The 22,946-nt window shown below is 73.3% G+C and carries 23 protein-coding genes; 11 read left to right on the forward strand and 12 right to left on the reverse strand.

Annotation, left to right across the window (positions count from 1 at the left end):
* Positions 1-14: 14 nt before the first annotated feature.
* From ACI3EY_RS00545 to ACI3EY_RS00575, 7 genes are all read right to left on the reverse strand, one after another.
* Positions 15-398 (reverse strand): SRPBCC family protein, encoded by a 384-nt coding sequence (locus ACI3EY_RS00545; protein WP_405039035.1) that lies wholly within the window; start codon positions 396-398, stop codon positions 15-17.
* Positions 395-2,479, reverse strand: a complete 2,085-nt coding sequence (locus tag ACI3EY_RS00550; protein WP_405039036.1) for a xanthine dehydrogenase family protein molybdopterin-binding subunit — start codon at positions 2,477-2,479, stop codon at positions 395-397. Before ACI3EY_RS00550 ends, ACI3EY_RS00545 begins: the two co-directional genes overlap by 4 nt.
* Positions 2,476-3,480 (reverse strand): FAD binding domain-containing protein, encoded by a 1,005-nt coding sequence (locus ACI3EY_RS00555; protein WP_405039037.1) that lies wholly within the window; start codon positions 3,478-3,480, stop codon positions 2,476-2,478. Before ACI3EY_RS00555 ends, ACI3EY_RS00550 begins: the two co-directional genes overlap by 4 nt.
* The gene (locus ACI3EY_RS00560; protein ID WP_405039038.1) at positions 3,480-4,034 is read right to left on the reverse strand and encodes a 2Fe-2S iron-sulfur cluster-binding protein; all 555 of its coding nucleotides are present in this window, start codon (positions 4,032-4,034) and stop codon (positions 3,480-3,482) included. The genes ACI3EY_RS00555 and ACI3EY_RS00560 overlap by 1 nt, the downstream gene beginning before the upstream one ends.
* 67 nt (positions 4,035-4,101) lie before the next feature.
* The gene (locus tag ACI3EY_RS00565) at positions 4,102-4,758 is read right to left on the reverse strand and encodes a dienelactone hydrolase family protein (RefSeq protein WP_405039039.1); all 657 of its coding nucleotides are present in this window, start codon (positions 4,756-4,758) and stop codon (positions 4,102-4,104) included.
* The gene (trhA, locus tag ACI3EY_RS00570; RefSeq protein ID WP_405036925.1) at positions 4,755-5,426 is read right to left on the reverse strand and encodes a PAQR family membrane homeostasis protein TrhA; all 672 of its coding nucleotides are present in this window, start codon (positions 5,424-5,426) and stop codon (positions 4,755-4,757) included. The genes ACI3EY_RS00565 and trhA overlap by 4 nt, the downstream gene beginning before the upstream one ends.
* A gap of 15 nt (positions 5,427-5,441) precedes the next feature.
* Entirely contained in the window at positions 5,442-6,152 is a 711-nt protein-coding gene (locus ACI3EY_RS00575; RefSeq protein WP_405039040.1) for a hypothetical protein, read from the reverse strand.
* A gap of 90 nt (positions 6,153-6,242) precedes the next feature.
* Here ACI3EY_RS00575 and ACI3EY_RS00580 point away from each other — a divergent pair, with 90 nt between their 5' ends.
* The gene (locus tag ACI3EY_RS00580; protein ID WP_405039041.1) at positions 6,243-6,932 is read left to right on the forward strand and encodes a DUF899 family protein; all 690 of its coding nucleotides are present in this window, start codon (positions 6,243-6,245) and stop codon (positions 6,930-6,932) included.
* Between the two features lie 22 nt (positions 6,933-6,954).
* Here the strand turns inward: ACI3EY_RS00580 and ACI3EY_RS00585 are convergent, their stop codons facing one another.
* The gene (locus ACI3EY_RS00585; RefSeq protein WP_405039042.1) at positions 6,955-8,082 is read right to left on the reverse strand and encodes a serine hydrolase domain-containing protein; all 1,128 of its coding nucleotides are present in this window, start codon (positions 8,080-8,082) and stop codon (positions 6,955-6,957) included.
* A gap of 52 nt (positions 8,083-8,134) precedes the next feature.
* On the opposite strand from ACI3EY_RS00585, the gene ACI3EY_RS00590 reads away from it, so the two are divergent.
* Both ACI3EY_RS00590 and ACI3EY_RS00595 read left to right on the forward strand, forming a co-directional pair.
* Complete coding sequence (locus ACI3EY_RS00590) at positions 8,135-8,590, forward strand: SRPBCC family protein (protein ID WP_405039043.1); 456 nt, start codon at positions 8,135-8,137, stop codon at positions 8,588-8,590.
* Positions 8,583-8,909, forward strand: coding sequence for a hypothetical protein (locus tag ACI3EY_RS00595; protein ID WP_405036930.1), 327 nt, complete (start codon positions 8,583-8,585; stop codon positions 8,907-8,909). The genes ACI3EY_RS00590 and ACI3EY_RS00595 overlap by 8 nt, the downstream gene beginning before the upstream one ends.
* A gap of 15 nt (positions 8,910-8,924) precedes the next feature.
* Here ACI3EY_RS00595 and glsA read toward each other — a convergent pair whose 3' ends face one another.
* Entirely contained in the window at positions 8,925-10,727 is a 1,803-nt protein-coding gene (gene glsA / locus ACI3EY_RS00600; protein ID WP_405039044.1) for a glutaminase A, read from the reverse strand.
* An 18-nt stretch (positions 10,728-10,745) separates the two neighbouring features.
* On the reverse strand, positions 10,746-12,227 hold the full coding sequence (locus ACI3EY_RS00605) for a DUF5129 domain-containing protein (RefSeq protein WP_405039045.1): 1,482 nt from the start codon (positions 12,225-12,227) through the stop codon (positions 10,746-10,748).
* A 168-nt stretch (positions 12,228-12,395) separates the two neighbouring features.
* Here ACI3EY_RS00605 and ACI3EY_RS00610 point away from each other — a divergent pair, with 168 nt between their 5' ends.
* The 6 genes from ACI3EY_RS00610 (at position 12,396) to ACI3EY_RS00635 (ending at position 19,190) form a co-directional block, all read left to right on the forward strand.
* Positions 12,396-13,913: a flotillin family protein gene (locus tag ACI3EY_RS00610; RefSeq protein ID WP_405036933.1), complete on the forward strand. Its 1,518-nt coding sequence runs from the start codon at positions 12,396-12,398 to the stop codon at positions 13,911-13,913.
* A gap of 330 nt (positions 13,914-14,243) precedes the next feature.
* Complete coding sequence (locus tag ACI3EY_RS00615) at positions 14,244-15,455, forward strand: glycosyltransferase (RefSeq protein WP_405039046.1); 1,212 nt, start codon at positions 14,244-14,246, stop codon at positions 15,453-15,455.
* On the forward strand, positions 15,452-16,123 hold the full coding sequence (locus ACI3EY_RS00620; RefSeq protein ID WP_405039047.1) for a TVP38/TMEM64 family protein: 672 nt from the start codon (positions 15,452-15,454) through the stop codon (positions 16,121-16,123). The genes ACI3EY_RS00615 and ACI3EY_RS00620 overlap by 4 nt, the downstream gene beginning before the upstream one ends.
* A complete protein-coding gene (locus ACI3EY_RS00625; RefSeq protein WP_405036936.1) occupies positions 16,120-17,205 on the forward strand; it encodes a glycosyltransferase in 1,086 nt (361 codons plus the stop codon). Before ACI3EY_RS00620 ends, ACI3EY_RS00625 begins: the two co-directional genes overlap by 4 nt.
* A 30-nt stretch (positions 17,206-17,235) precedes the next feature.
* Positions 17,236-18,099 (forward strand): hypothetical protein, encoded by an 864-nt coding sequence (locus ACI3EY_RS00630; RefSeq protein ID WP_405039048.1) that lies wholly within the window; start codon positions 17,236-17,238, stop codon positions 18,097-18,099.
* 224 nt (positions 18,100-18,323) lie between these two features.
* The gene (locus ACI3EY_RS00635) at positions 18,324-19,190 is read left to right on the forward strand and encodes a transglycosylase family protein (protein WP_405039049.1); all 867 of its coding nucleotides are present in this window, start codon (positions 18,324-18,326) and stop codon (positions 19,188-19,190) included.
* Between the two features lie 118 nt (positions 19,191-19,308).
* Here the strand turns inward: ACI3EY_RS00635 and ACI3EY_RS00640 are convergent, their stop codons facing one another.
* Complete coding sequence (locus tag ACI3EY_RS00640) at positions 19,309-20,034, reverse strand: ABC transporter permease (RefSeq protein ID WP_405039050.1); 726 nt, start codon at positions 20,032-20,034, stop codon at positions 19,309-19,311.
* Positions 20,035-20,080: 46 nt separating this feature from the next.
* Entirely contained in the window at positions 20,081-20,977 is an 897-nt protein-coding gene (locus tag ACI3EY_RS00645) for an ABC transporter ATP-binding protein (protein WP_405039051.1), read from the reverse strand.
* Positions 20,978-21,111: 134 nt separating this feature from the next.
* Between ACI3EY_RS00645 and ACI3EY_RS00650 the strand changes: the two genes are divergently transcribed.
* Positions 21,112-22,344: a sensor histidine kinase gene (locus tag ACI3EY_RS00650; RefSeq protein ID WP_405039052.1), complete on the forward strand. Its 1,233-nt coding sequence runs from the start codon at positions 21,112-21,114 to the stop codon at positions 22,342-22,344.
* Positions 22,341-22,943, forward strand: a complete 603-nt coding sequence (locus ACI3EY_RS00655; RefSeq protein WP_405036942.1) for a response regulator transcription factor — start codon at positions 22,341-22,343, stop codon at positions 22,941-22,943. Before ACI3EY_RS00650 ends, ACI3EY_RS00655 begins: the two co-directional genes overlap by 4 nt.
* The last annotated feature ends 3 nt before the right edge of the window (positions 22,944-22,946 follow it).

A 22,946-nucleotide genomic window follows, 5' to 3' on the forward strand; every position in this document is an offset into this window, starting at 1 on the left:
GCACCCGGTATGCCTCAGCCGGCCAGCCCTCGCAGCGCGGCCCGCGCCAGCGGCGCGTAGCTGGCGGCCACCGGACGGGGCAGGTGCAGGTCGACCCACACCCGGCACCCGTGCGGGTGCGCGTCCACGCCGTGCTCCATCCGCACCCCGAACGGCCCCGGTCCGACCCGCCAGGACCAGCGCCGGAGCCGGTCGTCACGGGCGAGCACCTGGTAGCCCAGGCGCAGCCCGAGCGGTCCCAGCACCACCCCTCGCTGCCCCGGCCGCACGGGTGAGCCGTCCGGCCGCACGCCGCGGATGTGCGGGGCCCATCCCGCCCACTCGCCGCGGGTCACGTACCGCCGCCAGGCGTCCGCAGGGTCCGCGCTCCCGGTCACGCCCACCCGCACGGCGCTCACCGGTCCAGGGCCTCCAGCACCCGCACCGGGGTGAAGGGCAGCTCGCGCAACCGGGTCCCGGTGGCGTCGAAGATGGCGTTGCCGATGGCGGCCGCCACCCCGACGATGCCGATCTCCCCGATGCCCTTGGCGCCGGTCGGGCCGAACCAGGGATCGGGCTCGTCCACCCACCCGGCCTCGACCTCGAGCACGTCCGCGTGCGCGGCGATGTGGTAGCTGGCCAGGTCCTGGGTGACGACGTGCCCGAACCGGGGGTCGCGGTACGCCTCCTCGTGCAGCGCCCCGGACAGTCCCATCGTCATCCCGCCGACGAACTGGCTGCGGGCCGTGCGCGGGTTGATGATGCGCCCGGCGTCGTAGTGGCCGTAGAGCCGGCGCACCCGCACCTCCCCGGAGAGGTCGTCGACCGCCACCTCGGCGAAGTGCGCACCGAAGGCGTGCCGGGACCGCTTGCGCATCCCCGCGGGCATCCGTCCCCGCGCCCGGACCGTGGCTCCCTCGTCGGGACGGGCGCCGTGCCGGGCGCGGAACGCCCTGGCCGCCTCGATGATCGCGCCGCCCCAGGTGTAGGTGCCGCTGCTGCCCCCGGCGATCATCGCCGCCGGACGGGCGCTGGCACCGATGTCGGCGCGCACCTGCTCGACCGGGACCCCGAGCGCCTGGGCGGCGATCTGCGGGAGCACGGTCCAGGCGCCGGTGCCGATGTCACTGGCCTGCAGGGACACCACGTAGCCGCCGCCGGTGAAAGTGATCCGGGCGAGGCTGGGGGCGAAGTACTGCATCGGGAAGGTGGCCGCGGCCACCCCCATCCCGAGGCGCCACGCCCCCTCGGTGCGGGTGCCGACGGAGGGGGTGAAGCCGAAGACGCGACGCCCCTCGTCCAGGCAGGTCATCAGGTGCCGGCTGCTCCACTCCTTGCCCGACTCGGGGTCGGTCCCCGGCTCGTTGCGCCGGCGCAGCTCGATCGGGTCGATCCCGGCCGTGTGCGCGAGCTCGTCCATCGCCGTCTCCAGCGCGAACATCCCGGTGTACTCGCCCGGGGCGCGCATGAAGCTGCCGGGCGCGACGTCGAGCTGCAGCTGGCGGTATGCCGTGCGCCGGGCGGGCGCGGCATACATCATCCTGGTCACGTTCAGGGTCGGGTCGGCCCAGGCCAGCACCCGGGAGACCGGCGCCAGCGTGTCGTGCTCGATGCCGGTCAGCCGCCCCTGCCCGTCGGCGGCGAGCGCCACCCGTTGCGTGCTGGCGGGCCGGTACCCGGTACCGGCGAACATCTGCGGGCGGGTGAGGGTGGTCTTCACCGACCGGCCGGGCAGCGCCCGGGCCGCCATCACGGTGAGGATCACGTGCGGGTGCGGCATCCCCTTGGTGCCGAACGAGCCGCCGACGTAGGGGGCGACGACCTGGACCTGCCCGGGCAGCAGCCCGAACGCCCCCGCGACCAGCGACTGGGAGGGCAGCGGGCCCTGGTTGCTCTCCCAGAGCGTGACCCGGGTGCCGCCGGCACTCCCGCGGCCGCGGCCCTCCCACCGGGCGGTCACCGCGTGCGGCTCGATCGGGTTGTGCACGTTCTGCGGGGTGCGGTAGCTCTCCTGCACCCGGTATGCCGCCTCCCGCAGCGCGGCGTCCACGTCGCCGTGGCTCTGCCGTCCGCGGGCGCCCATCACCTGCAGCGGGGTGCGGATCGACGGGTGGTCCTCGTCGAGCCCGGCCAGGTGCGGGTGCTCGGCATACTCCACCCGGACCAGGGACGCTGCGTGCCGGGCCGCCTCCGGGGTGCGGGCCACGACCGCGCCGACGATCTCACCGCGGTAGCGCACGGTGGTGCTCTGCAGGATCGACAGGGTCGGCACCAGCCGGACCCGGAGCCGGGGTGCGGTGCGGTGGGTGAGCACCAGCTCGACCCCGTCCACCGCCTCCGCGGCGGTGGTGTCCAGGTCGGTGATCTCGCCGCGGGCGATGCCCGCCAGCACCGGGAACAGGTACAGCGGGTCCGGCACCGGGTGCTCGTAGGCGTAGGGCGCCAGCCCGGCGACCTTGGCCGGGCCGTCGACCCTGGCCCGGTCACCCGACGTGCTCATCGCGCACCTGCCGCGCCCGCGCCGGCCAGCTCGGCGAGCACCGCCGGCACCACCCGGCGCAGCTGGGTGACCTTGTAGGCGTTGCCGGGCCCGGTCCTCGCGGGTTCCAGCTCCGCGTCGACGGCCGCCGTGAACGCCTCGTGGGTGGCCGGCCCGCCGAGCAGCAGCTGCTCGGCGCGGTGGGCCCGGTGCGGGGCGTGCGCCACCCCGCCGAGCCCGAGACGGACGCCGGAGACCAGGCCGTCGGTCACCTCGAGCGCGGCGGCGACGGAGACGGTCGCGAAGGCGTAGGACGCCCGTTCCCGCAGCTTGCGGTAGCGGGCGTGACGGGCGAAGGCCGGCCCGTGAAGCTCCACCGCGGTGATCAGATCCCCGGGGTCGAGGGTGGTGTCGCGCTCCGGGTGCTCCCCGGGCAGCCGGTGCAGGTCGGCGAAGTCGAGGCGCCGTGGCCCGTCGGCGCCCTCGACCACGACGGTGGTGTCCAGCGCGGCCAGGGCCACGCACAGGTCCGAGGGGTGCACGGCGACGCACCGCTCGGACGCACCGAGCAGCGCGTTGTAGGTGCCGTAGCCCTCGACCGCCGAGCAGCCGGTGCCCGGCTCGCGCTTGTTGCAGGGCGTGGTGGTGTCCTGGAAGTAGACGCAGCGGGTGCGTTGCAGCAAATTGCCGCCGATGGTGGCCATGTTGCGCAGCTGGCCGGACGCCCCGGCGAGCATGGCCGCGCTCACCAGCGGGAAGCGCTCGCGCACCAGCGGGTGCGCGGCGACGTCGCTGTTGCGGGCCATCGCCCCCAGCGAGATCCCGCCGTCGGGCAGCTCGGTCACCGCGGCGAGGTCCAGGTGGCTGACGTCCACCACCCGGTCCACGGCCCGCACCCCGAGGCGCAGGTGGTCCAGCAGGTTGGTGCCGCCGGCGAGGTAGGCGACGTCGCCGGCCCCGGCGGAAGCACGCCGGACGGCGTCGCTGACGCCGGTGGCCCGCTCGTAGGTGAAGGGGTGCATCAGCCGCGCGCCCGCCCGGTCGCGGTGTCGCGGATCGCGGCGAGGATGTTGACGTAGGCACCGCACCGGCACAGGTTGCCGCTCATCCGTTCCCGGATCTCCTCGTCGCTCAGCTCGACCGCCGCCTCGGGGTCGGCCAGCGCCTGCGCGGTGGTGACGTGGGAGGGCATACCCTCCGCGGCCTCGGTCAGCATCGCCTGCGCCGAGCACACCTGCCCGGGGGTGCAGTAGCCGCACTGCAGCGCGTCCCGGTCGACGAAGGCCTGCTGCAGGTCGCCGAGGTCGTCCGGGGTGCCCAACCCCTCGGCGGTGGTGACCTGTGCGTCCTGCAGCGAGGCGGTCAGCGTCAGGCAGGAGAGGACGCGCCGCCCGTCGAGCAGGACCGTGCAGGCCCCGCACTGGCCGTGGTCGCACCCCTTCTTCACCGAGGTGACGCCCAGGTGGTCGCGCAAGGCGTCCAGCAGCGTGACGCGGGCGTCGTGCTCGACCTCCACGCTGTGCTCGTTCACCCTGAGCGCGGTGCGCACGGACGTGTCGGCCCTCTGCTGCTCCATCCCCCCAGTCTGCCCCGGGGGTCGACACGTCGCAGGTCGGCGGCCCTCGTGACCGGCTGAGGTATGCCTACCGCGGGGCCGAGGGCGGACGCGAGACCGTGACCTCGTCCGGCAGCAGGTGGGCCAGCAGGTGCTCGGCCACCAGCCGGTGCCAGGTCCGGGCGCGCCGCACCATGGCGTGCGTGTCCGGCTGCTCCACGTCGGCCCGGGCCAGCGCCCCCGCCTCGCGCAGCCGGGTGGCGGTCAGCAGCGACCCGCACGGGGTGGTGACCTGGTCGTCCGCGCCGTGCAGAAGCAGCACCGGCAGATCTGCGGTGGGCTCCATCAGCGGCAGGTCCGCGGCCTCCACCCAGGCGGAGACGGTCGCCATCGCCGCGACGTCCGGCTCGCCCACCAGGCGCAGGGCCACCCGGCCGCCCATCGAGTAGCCGACCACGCCGATCGGCACCCCGGGCCAGGTCTGCCGCAGCTCGTCCAACGCCCACCGGGCGTCCGCCACCGGCGCCCCGTCGTTCCAGCCGCGGACGGCATACCGCAGGAACGCCACGCTGACCCCGTCCCGGCGACCGGCCCGGGCCAGCGAGCCGGCGAGCCACCGGCTGCGCCACACCGAGAGCTGGCGCCAGGTGGTCGGCTCGTCGCTGCGGGCCTGCCCACCGTGCAGCACCAGCACCACCGCCCGGGTCCGCGGCGAGCGCCGCACGATGCGCAGGCTGCGGCTCACAGGATGTAGCCGTACATCAGGACCACGTGCAGGGCCGCGGCGGCCATCACCATGAGGTGCCAGATCTCGTGGAAGCCGAAGACACCGGGCACCGGGTTGGGGCGCTCCACGATGAAGACGACGAAGCCCACGCTGTAGAGGATGCCGCCGGCGCCCATCAGCAGCAGCGCCCCCAGCGGCAGGGTGAGCCCCCCGAAGACGAGCACCACCGGCATCCAGCCGAGCACGATGTAGAGGGTGTTGGTGACCCACTTGGGCAGGTCCATCCAGACCGAGCGGGCCGCGATCCCCAGCACGGCGACGCCCCAGACGGTGCCCAGCACCGCCCACCCGAAGGTGTTCCGGGCCAGCACCAGCACGATCGGGGTGACGGTGCCCGCGATCAGGAAGAACACCGAGGTGTAGTCCAAGGTGCGCAGGATGTCGTTGGTCCGGGGGCTGCGGTCCAGCCCGTGGTGCAGCGTGCTGCAGACGAACAGGGTGACCAGCGAGGCGCAGTAGATGCTCAGCCCGACGATGGTCCACGGGTCACCGGCCGCCCCGGCCTCGGACAGCAGCACGGCCGCGCTGAGCACGGCGAAGCACGACCCGATGAGGTGCGAGATCGTGTTGATCCGCTCGTCGGTGACGTGGATGCTGCCGTCCCGGCTGCGTGCTCGGTGTTCCATCGCTCGCTCTCGGCGCTAGGGTGCGTCGCCATCGTAACGTCGGACGAGACCGCTGCGACCCTCCCAGGACCCGTGCTCGGAGAGGGGGCGGAAGCGCAGCGTCGTGAACTCGTGGTGGAAGTCGCGCCGATCCCGTTCCAGCATCGCGTCGGCGTGCCGTCGGGGCGCCTCGACGTCGCTGCGCCCGTGCACCATGCCGGTCATCTCCCGGGTCGAGTCCCAGATCGAGAAGGTGGACACGGTGCGTGGTGGACGTGCCGCGGCGAGCGCCAGCGTGGTGGCCGGGTGGTCGCGGACCAGACGCTCCACCGGCCGGCCCCAGTGGATGAAGCGGGGCACCTCTGGCAGCCGCATCCGGGCCAGCGTCACCGCTACCACCGGCTCGGCCGGGTCGGAGCGGCCGGCGATCTCGGGCAGGTCGTCGAGCCCGCGCACCCGGCCCCAGCGCCGCAGGAACTGCAGCCGGACGTGCCACCCGGTGGACAGCCGGTGGCCCAGCGGGTCGCTGGCCAGGAAGGACTCCAGCGCCGCCTCGTCCTCCCAGGCGGCGAAGAGGGCCAGCCGTCGCAGCTGCACCCGGTGCGGGGAGACGACCGGGGCGCCCAGCCGCATCGTCCACATCGCCTCGGCATGCCGCAGCCCGGGCACCCGGTCGGGGGCCGGTCCCCGGCGCAGCGCCGCGGCGGTGACGTGCGCGGGCACCGTCGCCAGGTGGAAGGTATGCACGTCCCGAACCTATGCCAGTCGGTCCCGGAGCGCGCCTGCCGCGACGCGCCGGACCGATGACATCCGCCCGCGGACGTGGTCCGACCACCCATGAGCACCGAGACCCATGACAAGACCCGGCGGCCCGAGGCCGCGCCCCCCGTCGTCGACCGTGACGCCTTCGAGGCGGCCCTGGCCGAGCAGGTGGCCCGCGACAAGGAGGTGACCCGCATGGGCGACCGGGCGGCAGCTGCGCGGCGCCGGCTCCCGATGGTCCGGGTGGAGAACTACGCCTTCGCCGGACCGGAGGGGCCGGTGAGCCTGGTCGAGCTCTTCGGCGCCCACTACCTGCTGCTGGTCCAGAACGTGATGTTCGGCCCGGACTGGGAGGAGGGGTGCCCCAGCTGCACCTGGGCGGTGGACAACCTGCCGGCTGACATGGCCCGCCTGGACGACGAGGGGATCGCCTTCGCGCTGGTCTCGCACGGGCCGGTGGAGAAGCTGGAGCGGTGGCGCAAGGGTCACGGATGGGACCACACGTGGGTCTCCTCCGGTCCGACGACCTACCACGACGACTGGGGGTGGACGGTGCCCGGGGAGGACGGCTCCCCGTTCCCGCTGCCCGGCTACTCCTACTACCTGCTCAGAGACGGCGTCCCCTACCTGACCTACATGACCCGGGCCCGCGGCACCGAGGCCATCCTGCCGGTGGCGCACATCATGGACCGCACCTGCTACGGCCGGCAGCAGGACTGGGAGGACAGCCCGCAGGGCTGGCCGCAGTACCCGACCTACGGCTGAGCAGGAAGGGGAGGACGCCGCCTCACAGCTGCTGCAGGTCGGCGATGAGCCGGAAGGTGGGTGGGCCCATCTCGACCTGGCTGAGAAGCACGCCGTACCGGCCGTCGGGGTCGACGAAGACGTCGGTGCCCAGCCCACCGGACCAGCCGTAGCGTCCGGCGTGCGGGCCGGTCGTCTCGACCGCGACCCCGAACCCCCAGCCGCTGGTGTCCCAGAAGCCGGGGAAGAAGCTGTCCGGTGTCTTCGCGACGGCCGGCACCTGGTCGGTGCGCATCAGGTGCAGCAGGCCGGGGTCGACCATCTGTCGCCCGTCGTGCACCCCGCCGGCGGCGAGCATCCGGGCGAAGGCCGCGTAGTCGTGCAGCGTCGACACCAGCTCGCCGTGGCTGAGGTCCGGCGCCCCGTCCGCCCGGTCCGCTCCCCCCGACGCCGCCACGAAGGGGCCGCTGCTGGCCGGGTCGACCTCGACGAGGGTGCCGTCCTCCTCCCGCCGGTGGGCGGCGGGCAACCGGTGCGCCTGCTCCGCCGGCACCAGGTACGCCGTGTCCACCATGCCCAGCGGCGTCAGCAGGTCCTCGGCGAGGTGCTCGCCCAACGGCCGGCCGAGCACCCGGGTCAGCAGGATGCCGAGCATCCCGAAGGAGTGGTGGTAGCGCCATACCTCCCCGGGCTGGCCCACCAGGGGCAGTCCCGCCAGGGTCGACAGCCAGTCGTCGGCGGGGAGCGCCCACGGCTGCGGTCCCGCCTCGATCCCGCGCTCGGCCATCGCCGTCTGCAGCGGGGAGGGGGTGAGGATCATCCCGTAGCCGGAGGTGTTCGTGAGCAGGTGCCGGACGGTGACCGGACTCCGCGCCGGGACGGTGTCGTCCAGCTCACCCTCGGGGGTGCGCAGCACCCGGGGCGCGGCGAGCTCGGGCAGCCACCGCCCCACCGGCTCGTCCAGGTCGAGGCGGCCCGCGGCCACCAGGCGCAGGGTGGCCACCGCCAGCACCGGTTTGGTCATCGACTGGATCCGGACCACGGCGTCCGGTGCGAGGTCTCCCGCGGCGGCGACCTCCGGGGCCTCGTCGGCGGATCCCAGGGCCGCCAGGATGCCGGGGGCGGTGCCCTCGGCGACGTGTCGTCCCAGCAGCTCGGTCAGCGTGCTCATCGGCCCTCCTCCTCGGTGCGCCCCCTCGGCGCCGTGCCCCCATGATGGACCCATGAGCAACGAGCAGCAGATCGTCAGCGCGAGCATCGACGTCGACGCGCCTGCCGAGGTGGTCTTCGCCATCCTGGCCGACCCGCGGCAGCACAGCCGGATCGACGGCTCCGGGTCGGTGCGCAGCGTCGAGGGCCCGGAACGGCTCAGCCAGGGCGCCACCTTCGGGGCCCGGATGAGGATGTTCGGTGCCCCCTACCGGATCACCAACACCGTCGTGGAGTTCGAGGCCGACCGCCGGATCGCCTGGCGGCACTTCGGTGGCCACCGCTGGCGCTACCTGCTGGAGCCGCTCCCCGGTGAGCGCACCCGGGTGACCGAGCAGTTCGACTACTCCCGGTACACCGGGATGTCCCGCCGCCTCGTCGAGGTGCTGCGGTTCCCGACGCGCAACCGGGACGGCATCGAGCAGACCCTGGTGCGGCTCAAGGACGCGGCGGAGCAGGACCGTGGCTGACCTGCCGGAGCAGCACCCGGGGTCCGGGGACGGCGAGGGTGCCACCATCCTGAGCTTCCCGACGGAGCAGGAGACCCCGCGCAGCGCAGAGGTCGAGCTGGAGGGCGAGCCGGTCACCGTCATCTACCTGCCCTGGCCGCACGAGGTCGACGGTGCCCACCGCCCGGCCGGCCTGTACTACCGTGCCAGCGAGACCTCAGGGTTCTACCCGGACCCGACCGTGCGCGGCCTGGACGCGGTGCTCGAGGAGGCCCGGCCCCGGCTGGGACGGCACCTGCGCCTCGCGCGGGGTCCGGAGGACGGGGCCACGGACGGCTGACCGGTCGGAGCCCCCTCAGCCCTGGTGCTGGTGGACCGCTCCCCGGCGCAGCGCCCGGTCCGCCACCCGGTAGCCGTCCCGGGCGATGGCCTGCCAGACGGCGAGCGCGAGGGCCGGTTGCTCCCGGGTGAGACGCTCCAGCCGGTCCGCGGGCAGCACCAGCAGGCGCAGGTCGCTGTCGGCGACGATCTCGGTCTCCTGCACGTCACCGGTCCCGAGTGCCAGCTCGCCGAACGAGGTGCCGGCCCCCATCACCACCAGGGTGACCGACCGGCCGTCCCGCCCGGTGGCGCGCGCCGACGCACTGCCCTCGACGATGAGGTGGACCCCGGCGAACGCCCCGCCGGCGGCCAGCACCACCTCACCGGCCCGGTAGCTGCTCTCGTGCATCACGGCCTGGACCGCGCTGCACTGCTCGTCGTCCAGCAGAGCCAGCAGGGGGTGGTCGGCAACCGGGTCGTGGGCGGCCACGTCGCCGCCGTACCGGGACAGCAGCTCGTCCTCGCACCAGGCGATCGCCGCCGGGACGTCCGGGAAGTAACGGGTCGCGCGGTCGGTGCCGGCGTCCGGGTCGGGCAGCACACCCTCCGGGTCGACGACCACCGCGAGGGCGTCCTGCTCGCGCATCCGGTCCCGCAGCGCGACCAGCGTGCGCCGGCTCACCATGGCGATCTCGTTGACGTGGGAGAAGTCGAAGACGGCCAGCTCCGGGTCGTCCTCGACGACGGTGCGGACGATCGCCTCGGCTCCGGCGAAGAGCAGGTCACCGTGCAGCTCGTAGACCATCGCTCGGTCCGCCACCCGCGCCAGGGTGTCCTGCTCCGCGGGGCGTCGCCGGCTGCGGGAGAGCCCCTCGGCGAGGGAGTAGGCGTTGCGCACCGCCGAGCGTGAGCCCCGGCTGACGTGCATCAGGTGCATCTCCATGTCCGTGGACATCCGCTCGAAGAGGGTGACCCCACGGGAGCTGTTGCCGTGCCCGTCCAGCCGCGGCGAGAAGACGGCGACCCCGACCTGGCCCGGCAGCACCCCGATGATGGCGCCGCTCACGCCGCTCTTGGCGGGCATACCGACAGAGGACACCCAGTCCCCGGCCGCGTCGTACATGCCGCAGGTCGTCATCACCGAGAGCACCCGTTCCACCACCCCGGGCTCCAGGACCGGCTCGCCGCCGCGCGGGTGGACCCCGCCGTTGGCGAGGGTGGCGGCCATCAGGGCCAGGTCGCGGGTGTCCACCGAGATGGCGCACTGGCGGATGTACTGGTCCAGCACCTCCTCGGGGTCACCGGTGAGGATGTCGAACTCGCGCAGCAGGTGCGCCAGCCCCCGGTTGCGGTGGGCCGTGGCCAGCTCGGAGGTGTAGACCGCCTCGTCCACGGCCAGCTCACGACCCGCGAACCGGCCGTACCAGGCCAGCACCCGGTCGAAGCGGTCCGCGCCGTCGGTCCCGTCGACCAGGGACGCGGCGGTGATGGCACCGGCGTTGATCATCGGGTTGCGCGGCCTGCCGGTGCCCGGGGCCAGGGAGATCTCGTTGAAGGCGTCGCCGGAGGGCTCCACCCCGACCTTGGCGGTCACCGCCTCCACCCCCAGGTCCTGCAGCGCCAGCGCGTAGGTGAACGGCTTGGAGATCGACTGGATGCTGTAGCGGTGCGAGGCGTCACCGACCCGGTAGACCTGACCGTCGACGGTGGCCAGGCACATCGCGAACCGGTCCGGGTCGGCCGCCGCCAGCTCGGGGATGTAGCCGGCCACCGCACCGTCGGTGCTGGCACAGGCATCGGCGATCGCCTGCAGGTACTGCTGGACCGGGCTCTCCATGCGCTGTCTCCTTCGTGCTCAGAAGCGGGACGAGCTCCCCGCGCCGCTGAAGCTGCCGCCGCTGCTGCTGCTGTACCCCGAGGAGGACCCCGAGGACGCCTGGCTGCGGGCCTGCTGGACCTCGGACTCCCCGTGGGCGTAGCCGCTGTGGAAGGACGACAGCGCGAACCAGGTCCAGGTCGGGTTCGTGGTCGCCAGGATCGTCGGCTCGTGGGTGCGGGAGCGGCGGCCGCTGCGCAGCGCGTCCTTCATGGTCTCGCGCTCTTCGGAGTCGTCGCTGTAGGCGGTGGCCGTGGCGCCGGCGAGCGCGTCCAGGTGTCCGCTGAGCTCGTCCCGACGCTCCTTCAGGCGGTCCAGCGCGTCGTCCGGGGTGAGCTCGCGGTCCTCGAGCTGCTGGCGCATCCGGTCCAGCTCACCCAGGGTGGCGGTGGAGAACTCGCGCAGCGTCTGCGTCTCCGGCTCCCCCCGGACCCCCTCCGGCAGGGTGTCGGTGATCAGCTCGTCGGTGCCCTCCAGGTCGGCGCGCAACGGTGCCACCTGACGTTCCCACGCCTCGACCCAGGCCCGGTCCCGGTTCAGGAAGGCGGCACTGTCGGCGATAACGTCGTCCAGCCCGTCCATCTCCACCGCCTTGTCCCGGTATGTCGTCAGCGTCGCCACGGTCGCGGCCCGGTCGTAGTCGCGCTCCGGTATGCCCTTGGCCTGGTTGCCGAGCTCGGTCAGCTCGCGCACACCCCGGGTGTACTCGTCGTAGCGGCCCAGCATGAGACCGCCGTAGCGGGAGTCCTCGGGGATGAGGTGCGCGTGCAGCTCGGTCTCCTCCTGGTCCCGGACCACGTTGGCCATGCTCCGGTCCCCCTCCTCCCGGGCGGCGCGGCTGCGGCGGGCCCGGGTCATCCCGACACCGGCATAGGTCCCGGCACCGACCAGGGCGGCCGCGGACCCCAGCAGGCCGACGATGATCCCGCCGGTGCTGCGGATGAAGGGCGCGTTCATCCGGTCCGCGGCCTCCTGCACACCGACGATCGAGCCGTCGGTCCACTGCCCCGCCCCCAGGTCGTCCCTGGTCTCGTCCTGGATGTCCAGCTGGGCCGGCTCCGGGATCGCGCGGTTGTCCCCGAAGTAGGTACCGACCAGGCGGCCCTCCGGGTCGACCGCGAAGATGTAGAGGTCGTCCGCCCAGGTCTGCTCGTCTTCGCTGAGCCAGTCGGTGCGGGTCTCACGCGCGTAGTCGAGGACGGCGTCGTTGAGCGCCAGGTCATCGGTGAGAGCCTCGGCTCCGCCCTCGTGGGTGAACACCGCCACCGTCGTCGGCTCGTAGAAGCGGACCTGCTCGATCCCGGCGCGCAGGTCGGGCTCGTAGAGGATGCCTGCGGTGTCCTCCACCTGGATCTCGGTGGCGGCGTGCTCGGGGGCCCGGGCCAGGAAGAGGCCGCCGGCGGTCCCCACGACCGCCAGGCTGCCGAGCCCCCCGACCAGGAGGCGTTGACGGACCGACATGGCACCACGTTCCTTCCGGTAGGCGGGCACCCCTCCGGCCCGCGCCCGACGATCCTCTCAGATCACGTGCCGGACCGGGCCCGGCGCGCACCTGTGCGCGTCTGACAGGATGACGACGTGCGTTGCCGGAGGGGCGGCGTCGTTCATCTCGTTCTGGAGTGGGTCACAGTGGATCTCGGTCTCGGTCTGTTCATCATCATCCCGGTCCTCGTCGTGCTGGCGCTGGTCGCCGTGCTCGTCGTGGCGACGCGCTACAAGATCGCCAGTCCGTCCGAGGCGTTCATCATCACCGGACGCAAGGGCCAGGCTGTCACCAACCCCGAGACGGGGAAGGTGACCACCGACCTGTCGGGGCAGAAGGTGGTCATGGGCGGTGGCGTCTTCGTCACCCCGCTCACCCAGCGCCGGCACTCGCTGTCGCTCGCCTCCCGCCGCATCTCGGTCCGGATCACCGGTGCCGTCTCCAAGCAGGGCATCCGCCTGAACCTGGACGCGGTGGCGATCGTCAAGGTCGGCGGCACCGAGGACTTCGTGCGGGCGGCCGCTCAGCGGTTCCTGCACCAGCAGGACGAGATCGAGGGCTTCACCCAGGAGGTGCTGGCCGGTTCGCTGCGCTCCATCGTCGGCACCCTGACGGTCGACGAGATCATCCGCGACCGGGCCGCCTTCGCCGCCCAGGTGGCCGAGGAGTCGATCAGCTCGCTGAGCAACCAGGGTCTGGTGCTGGACACCTTCCAGATCCAGGACGTCAGCGACGACAGCCAGTACCTCACCGACCTCGGTCGGCCCGAGGCCGCGGTGGCCGCCCAGAACGCGGCCATCGCCGAGGCGAACTCGCGGCAGGCCTCCAGCCAGGCCGAGGCGAAGGCCGAGGAGGAGATTTCCGAGGCCCAGCGCGACCTGGACCTGCGCCGTTCCTCGTTCAAGGCGGACACCGACCGGGCCGCCGCCGACGCCGCGGCCGCCGGTGACCTGGCCAAGGCGGAGCGCGACCAGGAGGTCCTCACCAGCCAGGAGCGGGTCGCCGAGCGGCAGGCCGCGCTGACCGAGCGCCAGCTCGACACCCAGGTCCGCAAGCCTGCCGACGCCGCGCGGTACCAGAAGGAGCAGGAGGCGCAGGCACAGCGCAACTCCGAGATCTTCACCGCCGAGGCGAGCAAGGCCACCGCCATCGCCAAGGCAGAGGCGGAGGCCGACCGGGTCCGCCTCTCCGCCTCCGCCGACGCCGAGCGAGCCAAGCTGGCCGCGCAGGCGGACGCCGAGCGGGTGCGCCTGGAGGGTGAATCCGAGAGGGGCCGCCGGCAGGCGCTGGCCGAGGCGGTGCGCTCCGAGGGTGAGTCCGACGCGGCCGCCATCCGGGCCCGCGGTGAGGCCGAGGCGGAGACGCTGCAGCGCCGCGCCGAGGCCTTCGAGCAGTACGGTCAGGCCGCCATCTCGCAGATGGTCATCGAGATGCTCCCGCAGCTGGCCCGCGAGCTGGCCGCCCCGCTGGCCTCGATCGACGACCTGACGGTGATCTCCAACGACGGCGCCGGACAGCTGTCGCGCAGCGTGGCCGGCAACCTGCACGAGACGCTCGAGGTGGTCAAGCGCACCACCGGGCTGGACGTGCTGGCGCTGCTGCACTCCGACGGCGGCGACCTGGTCGACAAGCCCGCCCAGCCGGCGCCCACCGAGCAGGGCTGAGCGCCGCCGGCCCCAGGCATACCCGCCCAGGGCCTCAGGCACACCCACCCAGGAGTGCGGTCGGGGTAGCACGACCTTCATCGCCCTGTAGCGCGATGAAGGTCCGGCTATCGCGACCGCACTCGGGCACGGGGGGCTAACCCCCTCCCGGTCGGACCGCTCCCACCCTGTCGGCCGTACCCCTCAGGCCGCGAACCTGGAGGTATGCCGCTCGCCGCCCCCGACCTGAGGGTCACCCGTCCCGAGGCCCACGCATCTCCGACCATGGACGGAGGGGTCGCAGACCGCAGGATGATGACGGGCCCGGCCCAGGTCCGACACCCTGCAGGCATGAGGATCCTCCCCCGGCACCCGTCCCCGGGTCGCCACGCCGCCCGGCCACGCCGGGTGCTGCTGCTGAGCGACTCCTACCGGCCCACCGTCAACGGTGTGGTCACCTCCATCGACGAGCTGCGCCAGGGGCTGCTGGAGGCGGGCCACGACGTCCGCGTCCTCACCGTCGGCCCGGTCCGGCGCACCACCTTCGACGGCAGCGTCTACCGGCTCCCCTCGCTGGACGCCAGCCACATCTACCCGCACGCCCGGCTCGGGCGCCCGGTCGACGCCGAGACGTTCGCCGACCTGCTCGCGTGGCGCCCGGACGTGCTGCACTCGCACACCGAGTTCGTGGCGTTCTGGTGGGCCCGCCGGTTGGCCCACCAGCTCCGGGCACCGCACGTGCACACGTACCACACGCTCTATGCCGACTACAGCCACTACTTCTTCCCGCACAAGGGCATCGGCCGTTCGCTGTGCGCCGGTTTCGCGCGGCAGACGCTCAACCGCACGACGACCGTCATCGCGCCCAGCGCCAAGATCGAGCACCTGCTCCGGGGGTACGGGGTGCGCGTCCCGATCGCGGTCGTGCCCACCGGGGTCGACCTGGCCCGTTTCACCCCCGGTGAGGCCTCGGAGTCGCTGCGGGCCTCCCTGGGCCTGACCCCGGGCGTCCCCGTCATCCTCAGCCTGGGTCGGCTGGCCGCGGAGAAGAGCGTCACCGAGACGATCGAGCTGCTGGCCCGGGTCCGGGACGAGCCGTGGCAGCTGGTCGTCGCCGGCGACGGACCGGAGGCGGGGACGCTGCGGCGCCAGGTGGAGCGCCTGGGCCTGGGTGACCGGGTCCGGTTCGCCGGCGCCGTCGACCCGGCGCAGGTGCCCGACTACTTCCGGCTGGCGGACGTCTTCGTGTCCGCCTCGCGCAGCGAGACCCAGGGGCTGACCTTCCTGGAGGCGCTGGCCAGCGGGGTGCCGGTGCTGTGCCGCGACGATGCCTCGGTGGACGGGATCGTGCAGGACGGTCACAACGGCCGCCGCTACCGCGAGCCCGAGGACTTCGCCCGGGCGCTGACCTGGCTGCTGCGTGACCCCGCCCTGCGACGTCGCTGGTCGCACGGCGCCACCCGGACGGCCTCCGGGTTCGGGCGGGCCGCCTTCGTGGACGCCGTCTGCGCGACCTACGACCGGGCCCGCGGCTGCGTCGCCACCGCACGGTGGGCCGCATGAGCAGCGTCCTGACCGCGACCGCACCCGTCAGCCCCCAGGAGGTGTCGGCCACGCCACCACCGCAGCCCACCGCGACCGCGACCGCCTTCCTCCGCTGGTCGCGCCGGATCGCGCTGGCCGGCTGGCTGCTGGTCGCCGTGCTCGTCGCGTGGGGGGCCGGGTCCGGGGTGCTGACCTCGGTCGACCGGCTCCAGGAGGTCCTCGCGGGCCTCGGGCCCGCGGCACCGGCGGTCTACGCCGTGATCGGTGCCGGGGAGTCCATCGTCCCGGTCGTCCCCGGCTCGGCCACGATCCTGGCCGCACCCCTGCTCTTCGGCCCGGTGCTCGGCACCCTCACCGCCTACGCCGCCACCTGTCTGGGCTCGACCGCCGTCTTCCTGCTGTCCCGGCACGTGGGCAGCGACCTGCTGCACGCCCGGTTCCGACCGGCCACGGTCCAGCGCTACCTCGGCTGGCTCGACCACCCGCACTTCACCCGCTGGTTCGCGATCGCCATCGCACTGCCGGTCGCCCCCGACGACCTGCTCTGCTACCTGGCCGGGATGTCGAGGATGCGGCTGCGGACCTTCCTCCTCGTCATCCTGCTGCTCAAGCCCTGGGCGCTCATCATCTACAGCTTCGGCGTCCTCACCCTGCTCCAGCACCTCGTCCCGTGGTTCGCGTCATGAGCGGCGGCACCGGCACCGGCCCCAGTGGCCGGCTCGTCGTCAACATGGCCAGCGAGAGCGACATCTCGGTCCAGGGCCACGGCGTGCACACGGCCTACGACGAGCTGGCCGGCGCGCTGGAGCGCCGCGACGACGTGACCCTGGTGCGGGGCGCCTACCACCGCAGGGTGGACTGCGACGTCTACCACCTGCATACCCTCGGGGTGGCGGTGTGGCGCAAGCTGCTCGATCCGCGGGCCAGGACGGTCGTGTCCGCCCACGTGATCCCCGACTCGCTCGTCGGGTCCATCCGGCTGGCGAGGCTGTGGCGGCCGCTCGCCCGGCGCTACATGCGGTGGTTCTACGGTCGGGCCGACAAGGTGCTTGCGGTCTCGGGCACCGTCGCGCGGGTCCTGGAGGAGGAGCTCTCGGTCCGGCCGGAGAGGATCGAGGTCCTGCACAACACCATCGACATGGCGGCCTACGCCACGACCGCGGAGGCACGGACCCGCGCCCGGCAGGACCTGGGACTGGCCGAGGACGCCTTCGTCGTCGTGGGGGTCGGCCAGGTGCAGCCACGCAAGCGGATCGACGTCTTCGACCGGCTCGCGCGGGAGCACCCCGGGACGACCTTCGTCTGGGTGGGCGGTATGCCGTTCACCCATCTGGCCGCGGAGCACGGCGCGATGCGTCGGCTGATGGAGCGGGCCCCGGACAACCTGCTGCTACCCGGCGTGGTGCCGCACCCGGAGGTCCGGCGGTACCTGCAGGCGGCCGACGTGTTCTGCCTGCCGGCCGAGCAGGAGAACCACCCGATGTGCATCCTCGAGGCCGCGGGCGTCGGGCTGCCGGTGGTGGCCCGCGACCTCCCCGAGTACGACGACACCTTCGGCGACGACGTCCTGCGCTGCGAGGACGGGACGTTCGCCGCAGCCATCGCCCTGCTGCGGGAGGACGACCGCGAGCGCGCGCGCTGGCAGCAGGCCTCCGCCCGCATCGCCGCCCGCTTCGACAGCGCGGCGGCCGCGGAGCATCTGGTCCGCCTCTACCGGGACCTGGCCGGGGCACCCGGTCCCCGGGGTGACGACCGAGCGCGGGCGTGAGCACTCACGCCAGTGGCTAGCGTGGGATCCATGGCCCTGCCCATGACCACCACCCTCACCGCCGGCCTGGACCGGGGCACCCGGCTCTTCTGGCGGCATACCGGTCGACGCGTGGACGTCGACGGCGCGCACCGGTGGCTGCGGGCACCGACGAGCGAGGGCAGCCGGGTGGCCGACGGGTGGCTGGCCGGGGCCGGCGCCGCCTACGGCGGGACGGTCCGGGCCGAGCGCGCCGCAGCGGGCCTGCTGGCCGACATGGCGGAGCTGGACGGGCCGGGCTTCCGGGCCGCGGACCTGCTCCCCCAGGTCAGGGACTTCTACGAGCACACCGCCGCGTGGCGGATGGAGGTCTGGACCCAGTGGAGCGCACCCTTCGCCCCGGCGGGCGCCGCGGTCTCTCGGCTGTTCGGCCGCCGCGTGCAGCAGCTGTCGATCCCGACCCGCCCGTTGGACGTGGCGCACGGCATGGACAGTGCCATCACGGTGATCGCCGACACCGCCGACCGGCAGCTGGCCGCGGCGTGGGTGCGCCGGCTCCGGTCGACCGGCGAGTTCGTCTACAGCGGGTGCTACTCGGCCCGCACCCTGCCCGGGGCCGAGCGCCCGAGCGTGCACGTCGCCTTCCCGCTGGAGTCGGGCAACGTGCAGGTGTTCCTGCGCCCGCGGGTGACCCCCGCCGGTGGCCTGCTGCTCGAGTCACCTGGCGGGGCGTTCGGGCAGGACGGTGCCTACGTCCTCGTCCACGAAGGGGGCACGTACGCCGCCCGCGCGCCGATCCGGGAGACGTTCCACGTGTACCTGGACGGGGAGGGGACCCTGCGGACCGACCACCGGTTGGCCCTGTGGTCGGCCACCGCGGTGCGACTGCACTACAAACTCCTCGCGCCGGCCTGAGAGGTTCGGCAGGCCCGGACCGAAGATGTGAGGATAGTCACGACAGGACGGCGTCGTTGCTGATCACGGGACTATCACGGAGCGGTATTCCGCGGACATCAGGCACTGAGGCCGACGCCACCTGGACTTTCTCAGAATCGTCCCCCACGGTGGATGGCGGTCCGGCAGTTCGTGACCTGCCGTGGACCGCTCCCTGCACCCCGACATCGTGAGGTAGTCCCCCCATGAAGCACCGTGCCCCCCGCTCCACCCGTCTCGGCGCCTTCGCCGCAGCCACCGGCCTCGCTGCCGTCGCCGGCGTCGCCAGCGCCACCTCCGCCCAGGCAGCCTCGGACGCCACCTGGGACGCCGTCGCCCAGTGCGAGTCCGGCGGTGACTGGAACATCAACACCGGCAACGGCTACTACGGCGGCCTGCAGTTCGTGCAGAGCACCTGGGAGGGCTTCGGCGGTACCGACTACGCCCCCCGCGCCGACCTGGCCTCCCGCGCCCAGCAGATCGACATCGCCGAGAACGTCCTCGCGGTGCAGGGCCCCGGCGCCTGGCCGGTGTGCTCCGTCGAGGCCGGCCTGACCGCCGGTGGCGGACAGCCCGCCGAGCCCGCCCCCGAGGAGCCGAGCGAGCCCGTCGAGGAGGCCGCCCCGGCCCCGGTCGAGCAGGAGCCCGCCCCGGTCCAGGAGCCCGCCCCGCAGCAGCAGGCCGCTCCGGTCCAGGAGCCCGTGCAGGAGCAGGCCGCCCCGGTCCAGGAGGCCGCACCCGTCCAGGAGAAGGCTGCCGGTACCGCCACCAGCGAGCACGTCATCGCGCACGGTGAGACCACCTCCGGCATCGCCCACGCCTACGACGTGTCCGTCGACCACCTGGTGGGTCTCAACGACCTCTCCCACGGTGGCGCACTGATCTTCGCCGGCGACGTCATGCTGGTGCCCGCGGACGCCCAGGGCGGTTCCGGGAACTACACCATCCAGCGCGGCGACACCCTCGCGGAGATCGCCGACGCGCACGGCGTCAGCATCGACACCCTGGTCTCGGTCAACGGTCTGGACGACCCGGACCTCATCGTCGAGGGCGAGACGCTCCAGCTCGGCTGAGCACCCTCCCCCGCGCCACGACGTGGCGCGAAGCAGGAGCCGGGGTCCCTTCGGGGCCCCGGCTCCTGCGTTGTCCCGGCCGCCGAGGTGTGGTGCAGGGTGGTCGGACAGGACAGGCTCAGCGTCGCGGCTCCCAGCGGAACAGCCGGGACGCCAGCAGGACGGCGACGAGCACCCAGGCCAGCGTCGGGCCGAGCAGGAGCATGGCCTCACCCGAGGCAGGCGACAGCGCGCCGTCCCACGCACCGGTGACCAGCTCGGTGGCCGAGCCACCCGGGAGCAGCCGCTTCAGCCAGGTGAGGTTCTCGGTGCCGGTCAGCCCCACCCAACTGGCCACCGCGACCACCCCCAGGCTGACGGGCAGGGTGGTCACCTGCGCGTGTTCCGGCGAGGTGGTCACACCAGCGGTGGCCAGGGCGAGCGCGAGCATCATCACCAGCGTCGCCAGCACCGCCGGGACCAGCAGCAGCGGGGCCGCCGGGGGGCTGCCGACGAGGGCGAAGACGGACAGGATCGCGGCCACCTGGACCACCGCGATGGCGGTGGTGGGCAGGACCAGGCCGGTCAGGATGGAGGCGTCCCCGGCTGCGGTGGAGCGCAGCCGCTTCAGGAAGAGTGTCTGCCGCCGGGCGGCCAGCGTGGTCACCGTCGTGGCGTAGAGGCTGAAGGCACCGATCGTGAAGACGATGACGGCACCGATGTAGCCGAGGCTGCCGATGGCGGCGAAGACGTCCCGGTAGTAGATGAAGAAGGCGCAGGCGGCCACCGGCATGATCAGGCTGGTGATCAGGACCGCGCGGTTGCGGACCATCTGGAGGAGCTCGCTCCGGGCGATGTGCAGCATGAGGTGTCCTTGCTCGTGTCGTCGTGGGGTCGGGTGGGAGGCGGGGTCAGGAGGGGGCCGGCTCGGTGCCGATGGCGCGGAAGACGTCATCGAGGCGGGTCGGTCCGGCGGAGAGCCCCGTCAGCTCGACCCGGTGCACGTCCGCCCAGTCGAGCAGGCCCTTGAGGTCCCGTTGCAGGTCGAAGGTCTCCACCAGCAGCGTCCCGTCGGCCCGGTGGGCCGGCTGCAGCGGCGGCGCCGGGGCGTCCGCGGGGAGCGAGAACGTGATGGTGGCGGGCAGCGTCCGGGTCAGCTCGGCCACCGTCCCCTGGTGCCGGAAGCTGCCCTGGTGCATCAGGCCGATGCGGTCGGCGTGCTCCTGCGCCTCCTCCAGGTAGTGGGTGGTGAGCACGATCGTCGACCCGTCCTCACGCAGCTGCTCGACGGCCCGCCAGAGCGCGTCCCGCGACCGGATGTCCAGCCCGGTGGTGGGCTCGTCCAGGAAGATCAGCTCGGGCCGGCCGTAGACGGCGGTGGCGAAGTCGAGCCGACGCTTCTCCCCTCCGGAGAGCTGGGACACCCGGGTGCCGGCCTTGTGCGCGAGGTCGACGACGTCCACCACCCGGCGCACCGAGTCGGCGCGTCCGGAGAGCCTGCCGATGAGCCGGACCGACTCCTCGACGGTGAGGTCGGCGGAGAAGCCGCTCTCCTGCAGCATGATGCCGGTCCGGGGCCGGACCGAGCGGCGCTGCCCCGGGTCCTTGCCGAAGACGCGCACGCTTCCGGACCCGGCCCGGCGGTGGCCCTCGACGACCTCCAGCGTGGAGGTCTTGCCGGCACCGTTGGTACCGAGCAGGGCATACAGCTCGCCGCGCTCGACCTGGAAGGAGAGGTCCTTGACGGCGTGGAAGTCGCCGTAGTGGAGGTTGAGGGAGTCGACGTCGATGACGGGGCTGGAAGGCATACCTCCATCACACCGGCCGCGAGGTGCCGAGCACAGTGCGACCGCATCACCAGCTGCCCATGACGTGACGGGGCGTCCGGTGTGACACGGCGTCACTGTCGCCGGGCCCGCCGGTCGCCGATACTGGGACCACCATGGACGCGCCATCCCCTCGCCCCGCCCTGCGGACCGACCCCCCACGGGACCGGGCGAGCGACCCGGTCCGGGTCTCCCGTCGGCGGTTCCGGACCCTCAACCTGACCACGATGCTGCCGGTGGTGGCGGTCGTCGGCATCCTGCTGGTCGCCCTGGAGGCCCGGACCTGGGTGCAGGGGGCCGTCCTGGGGCTCGGCCTGCTCGCCGCCCTCGTGGCCTTCGAGCGTTGGGCGGCCGGCGACCTGCCCCGGGTCGCCCTGCCCTGCCTGCTCGTCACCGCGGCGGTCTGGCCCTACGGGGTCCTCGTGGTGGACGGCGACGTGAACGCGGCCTACTACGGGATCGCCGTCGTCGGCGGGATGGTGGTGCCGCAGCTGCCCCGGCTCAGGCCCCTCGCCTTCGCGGCGCTGGTCGCCTACGTGGCCGGGGTCGGTGCGCTGGGGCTGCTCGCCGCACCCCCCGTCACCATGGGCGCGGTCATCTCGCACGTCATCGTCCCCACCGGGCTGACGGTCGTCCTCACCGGGCTGATGTTCCCGAACAAGGGCTTCTACGACGTGGTGGCCGAGCTCGAGGAGGCCCGCGAGCGGGAGGCCGAGCTGGCCGTGATCCGGGAGCGGATGCGCTTCGCGAGCGACCTGCACGACATCCAGGGGCACACCTTGCACGTGGTGAAGCTCAAGATCGCGCTTGCCCAGAAGCTGGTGCACAGGGACGGTGGCGCGGGCGCCGACCTCGACCGGGTCGAGCAGGAGCTGCGCGAGATGTATGCCCTGGTGGGCGACACCATCGCCCAGTCCAAGGAGGTGGCCTACGGGCAGCGTCGGCTCAACCTGGCCGCAGAGCTGGAGAACGCGGTCAACCTCTTCCGGGCCGCCGGGATCCAGGTGCGGGTCGAGCGCCGGTCCGACGTCGGCCCCCGGCACGTCGAGCTGCTGGGCCAGGTGCTCCGGGAGACCACGACCAACATCCTGCGGCACGCGCAGGCGGCCCTGGTCAGGATCGAGCTCGACGAGCGCAGCATCACCGTCGTCAACGACGGTGCCACCGAGGAGGAGCTCCCCGCGCTGCGTGGGTTGGCCACCCTGCGGCGGCGGGTGGCCGAGGACGGGGGCGAGCTGCACGTGGAGCTTGCCGACGGCCGGTTCCGGACGGCCGCCGCGTTCCCCGCACCCGGCACCGGGCCGGGCACCGGACCCGCGACGCTGACCGCTGGGCAGGAGGACCGATGACGAGCGTGGTGCTGGCCGACGACGAGGTGCTGCTGCGGCGGGCGCTGGCGTCGCTGCTGCCGCTGGAGGGCGAGGTGCAGGTCCTGGCCGAGGCCGCGGACGGCGAGGAGGCGGTGCGGGCGACCCTGGAGCACCGCCCCGACGTCCTGGTCATCGACCTGGAGATGCCCGGGGTGGACGGGCTGGCCGCGGTCGCCACCCTGCGCCGTGAGATCCCGGACCAGCGGATCCTGATGCTGACCCGGCACGCCCGGCCCGGGGTCCTGCGCAGCGCCCTCCGGCTGGGGGTGCAGGGCTTCCTCAGCAAGTCCGCGGAGCCGACCCACATCGCGGAGGCGATCGCCGCGCTGCACGCCGGACGGCGCTGGATCGACCAGGACGTGTCGGCCGCGGCGATCATCGACGACTGCCCGCTCACCGACCGGGAGATCGACGTGCTCCGGGTGGCCAGCGACGGCTACTCCGTCGTGGAGATCGCCGCCCGCCTGCACCTGGCGCAGGGAACCGTGCGCAACTACCTGTCCAGCGCCATGCAGAAGACGCAGACCGGGACCCGCCACGCCGCCGCCCGGTATGCCCGGGAGCACGACTGGCTGTAGCGG

The sequence above is a fragment of the Serinicoccus shuyuelongi genome (assembly GCF_045032955.1).
Lineage (GTDB): Bacteria > Actinomycetota > Actinomycetes > Actinomycetales > Dermatophilaceae > Ornithinicoccus.

Bases quoted from the DNA above. Each gene is read 5' to 3' on its own strand.
- ACI3EY_RS00630 (WP_405039048.1), top strand. From the start codon at position 17,236: ATGGCCCTGCCCATGACCACCACCCTCACCGCCGGCCTGGACCGGGGC.
- ACI3EY_RS00620 (WP_405039047.1), top strand. From the start codon at position 15,452: ATGAGCAGCGTCCTGACCGCGACCGCACCCGTCAGCCCCCAGGAGGTG.
- ACI3EY_RS00640 (WP_405039050.1), bottom strand. From the start codon at position 20,034: ATGCTGCACATCGCCCGGAGCGAGCTCCTCCAGATGGTCCGCAACCGC.
- ACI3EY_RS00615 (WP_405039046.1), top strand. From the start codon at position 14,244: ATGAGGATCCTCCCCCGGCACCCGTCCCCGGGTCGCCACGCCGCCCGG.
- ACI3EY_RS00650 (WP_405039052.1), top strand. From the start codon at position 21,112: ATGGACGCGCCATCCCCTCGCCCCGCCCTGCGGACCGACCCCCCACGG.
- ACI3EY_RS00555 (WP_405039037.1), bottom strand. From the start codon at position 3,480: ATGCACCCCTTCACCTACGAGCGGGCCACCGGCGTCAGCGACGCCGTC.
- ACI3EY_RS00635 (WP_405039049.1), top strand. From the start codon at position 18,324: ATGAAGCACCGTGCCCCCCGCTCCACCCGTCTCGGCGCCTTCGCCGCA.
- ACI3EY_RS00585 (WP_405039042.1), bottom strand. From the start codon at position 8,082: ATGAGCACGCTGACCGAGCTGCTGGGACGACACGTCGCCGAGGGCACC.
- ACI3EY_RS00590 (WP_405039043.1), top strand. From the start codon at position 8,135: ATGAGCAACGAGCAGCAGATCGTCAGCGCGAGCATCGACGTCGACGCG.
- ACI3EY_RS00560 (WP_405039038.1), bottom strand. From the start codon at position 4,034: ATGGAGCAGCAGAGGGCCGACACGTCCGTGCGCACCGCGCTCAGGGTG.
- ACI3EY_RS00605 (WP_405039045.1), bottom strand. From the start codon at position 12,227: ATGTCGGTCCGTCAACGCCTCCTGGTCGGGGGGCTCGGCAGCCTGGCG.
- ACI3EY_RS00655 (WP_405036942.1), top strand. From the start codon at position 22,341: ATGACGAGCGTGGTGCTGGCCGACGACGAGGTGCTGCTGCGGCGGGCG.
- ACI3EY_RS00550 (WP_405039036.1), bottom strand. From the start codon at position 2,479: ATGAGCACGTCGGGTGACCGGGCCAGGGTCGACGGCCCGGCCAAGGTC.
- ACI3EY_RS00580 (WP_405039041.1), top strand. From the start codon at position 6,243: ATGAGCACCGAGACCCATGACAAGACCCGGCGGCCCGAGGCCGCGCCC.
- ACI3EY_RS00625 (WP_405036936.1), top strand. From the start codon at position 16,120: ATGAGCGGCGGCACCGGCACCGGCCCCAGTGGCCGGCTCGTCGTCAAC.
- trhA (WP_405036925.1), bottom strand. From the start codon at position 5,426: ATGGAACACCGAGCACGCAGCCGGGACGGCAGCATCCACGTCACCGAC.
- ACI3EY_RS00645 (WP_405039051.1), bottom strand. From the start codon at position 20,977: ATGCCTTCCAGCCCCGTCATCGACGTCGACTCCCTCAACCTCCACTAC.
- glsA (WP_405039044.1), bottom strand. From the start codon at position 10,727: ATGGAGAGCCCGGTCCAGCAGTACCTGCAGGCGATCGCCGATGCCTGT.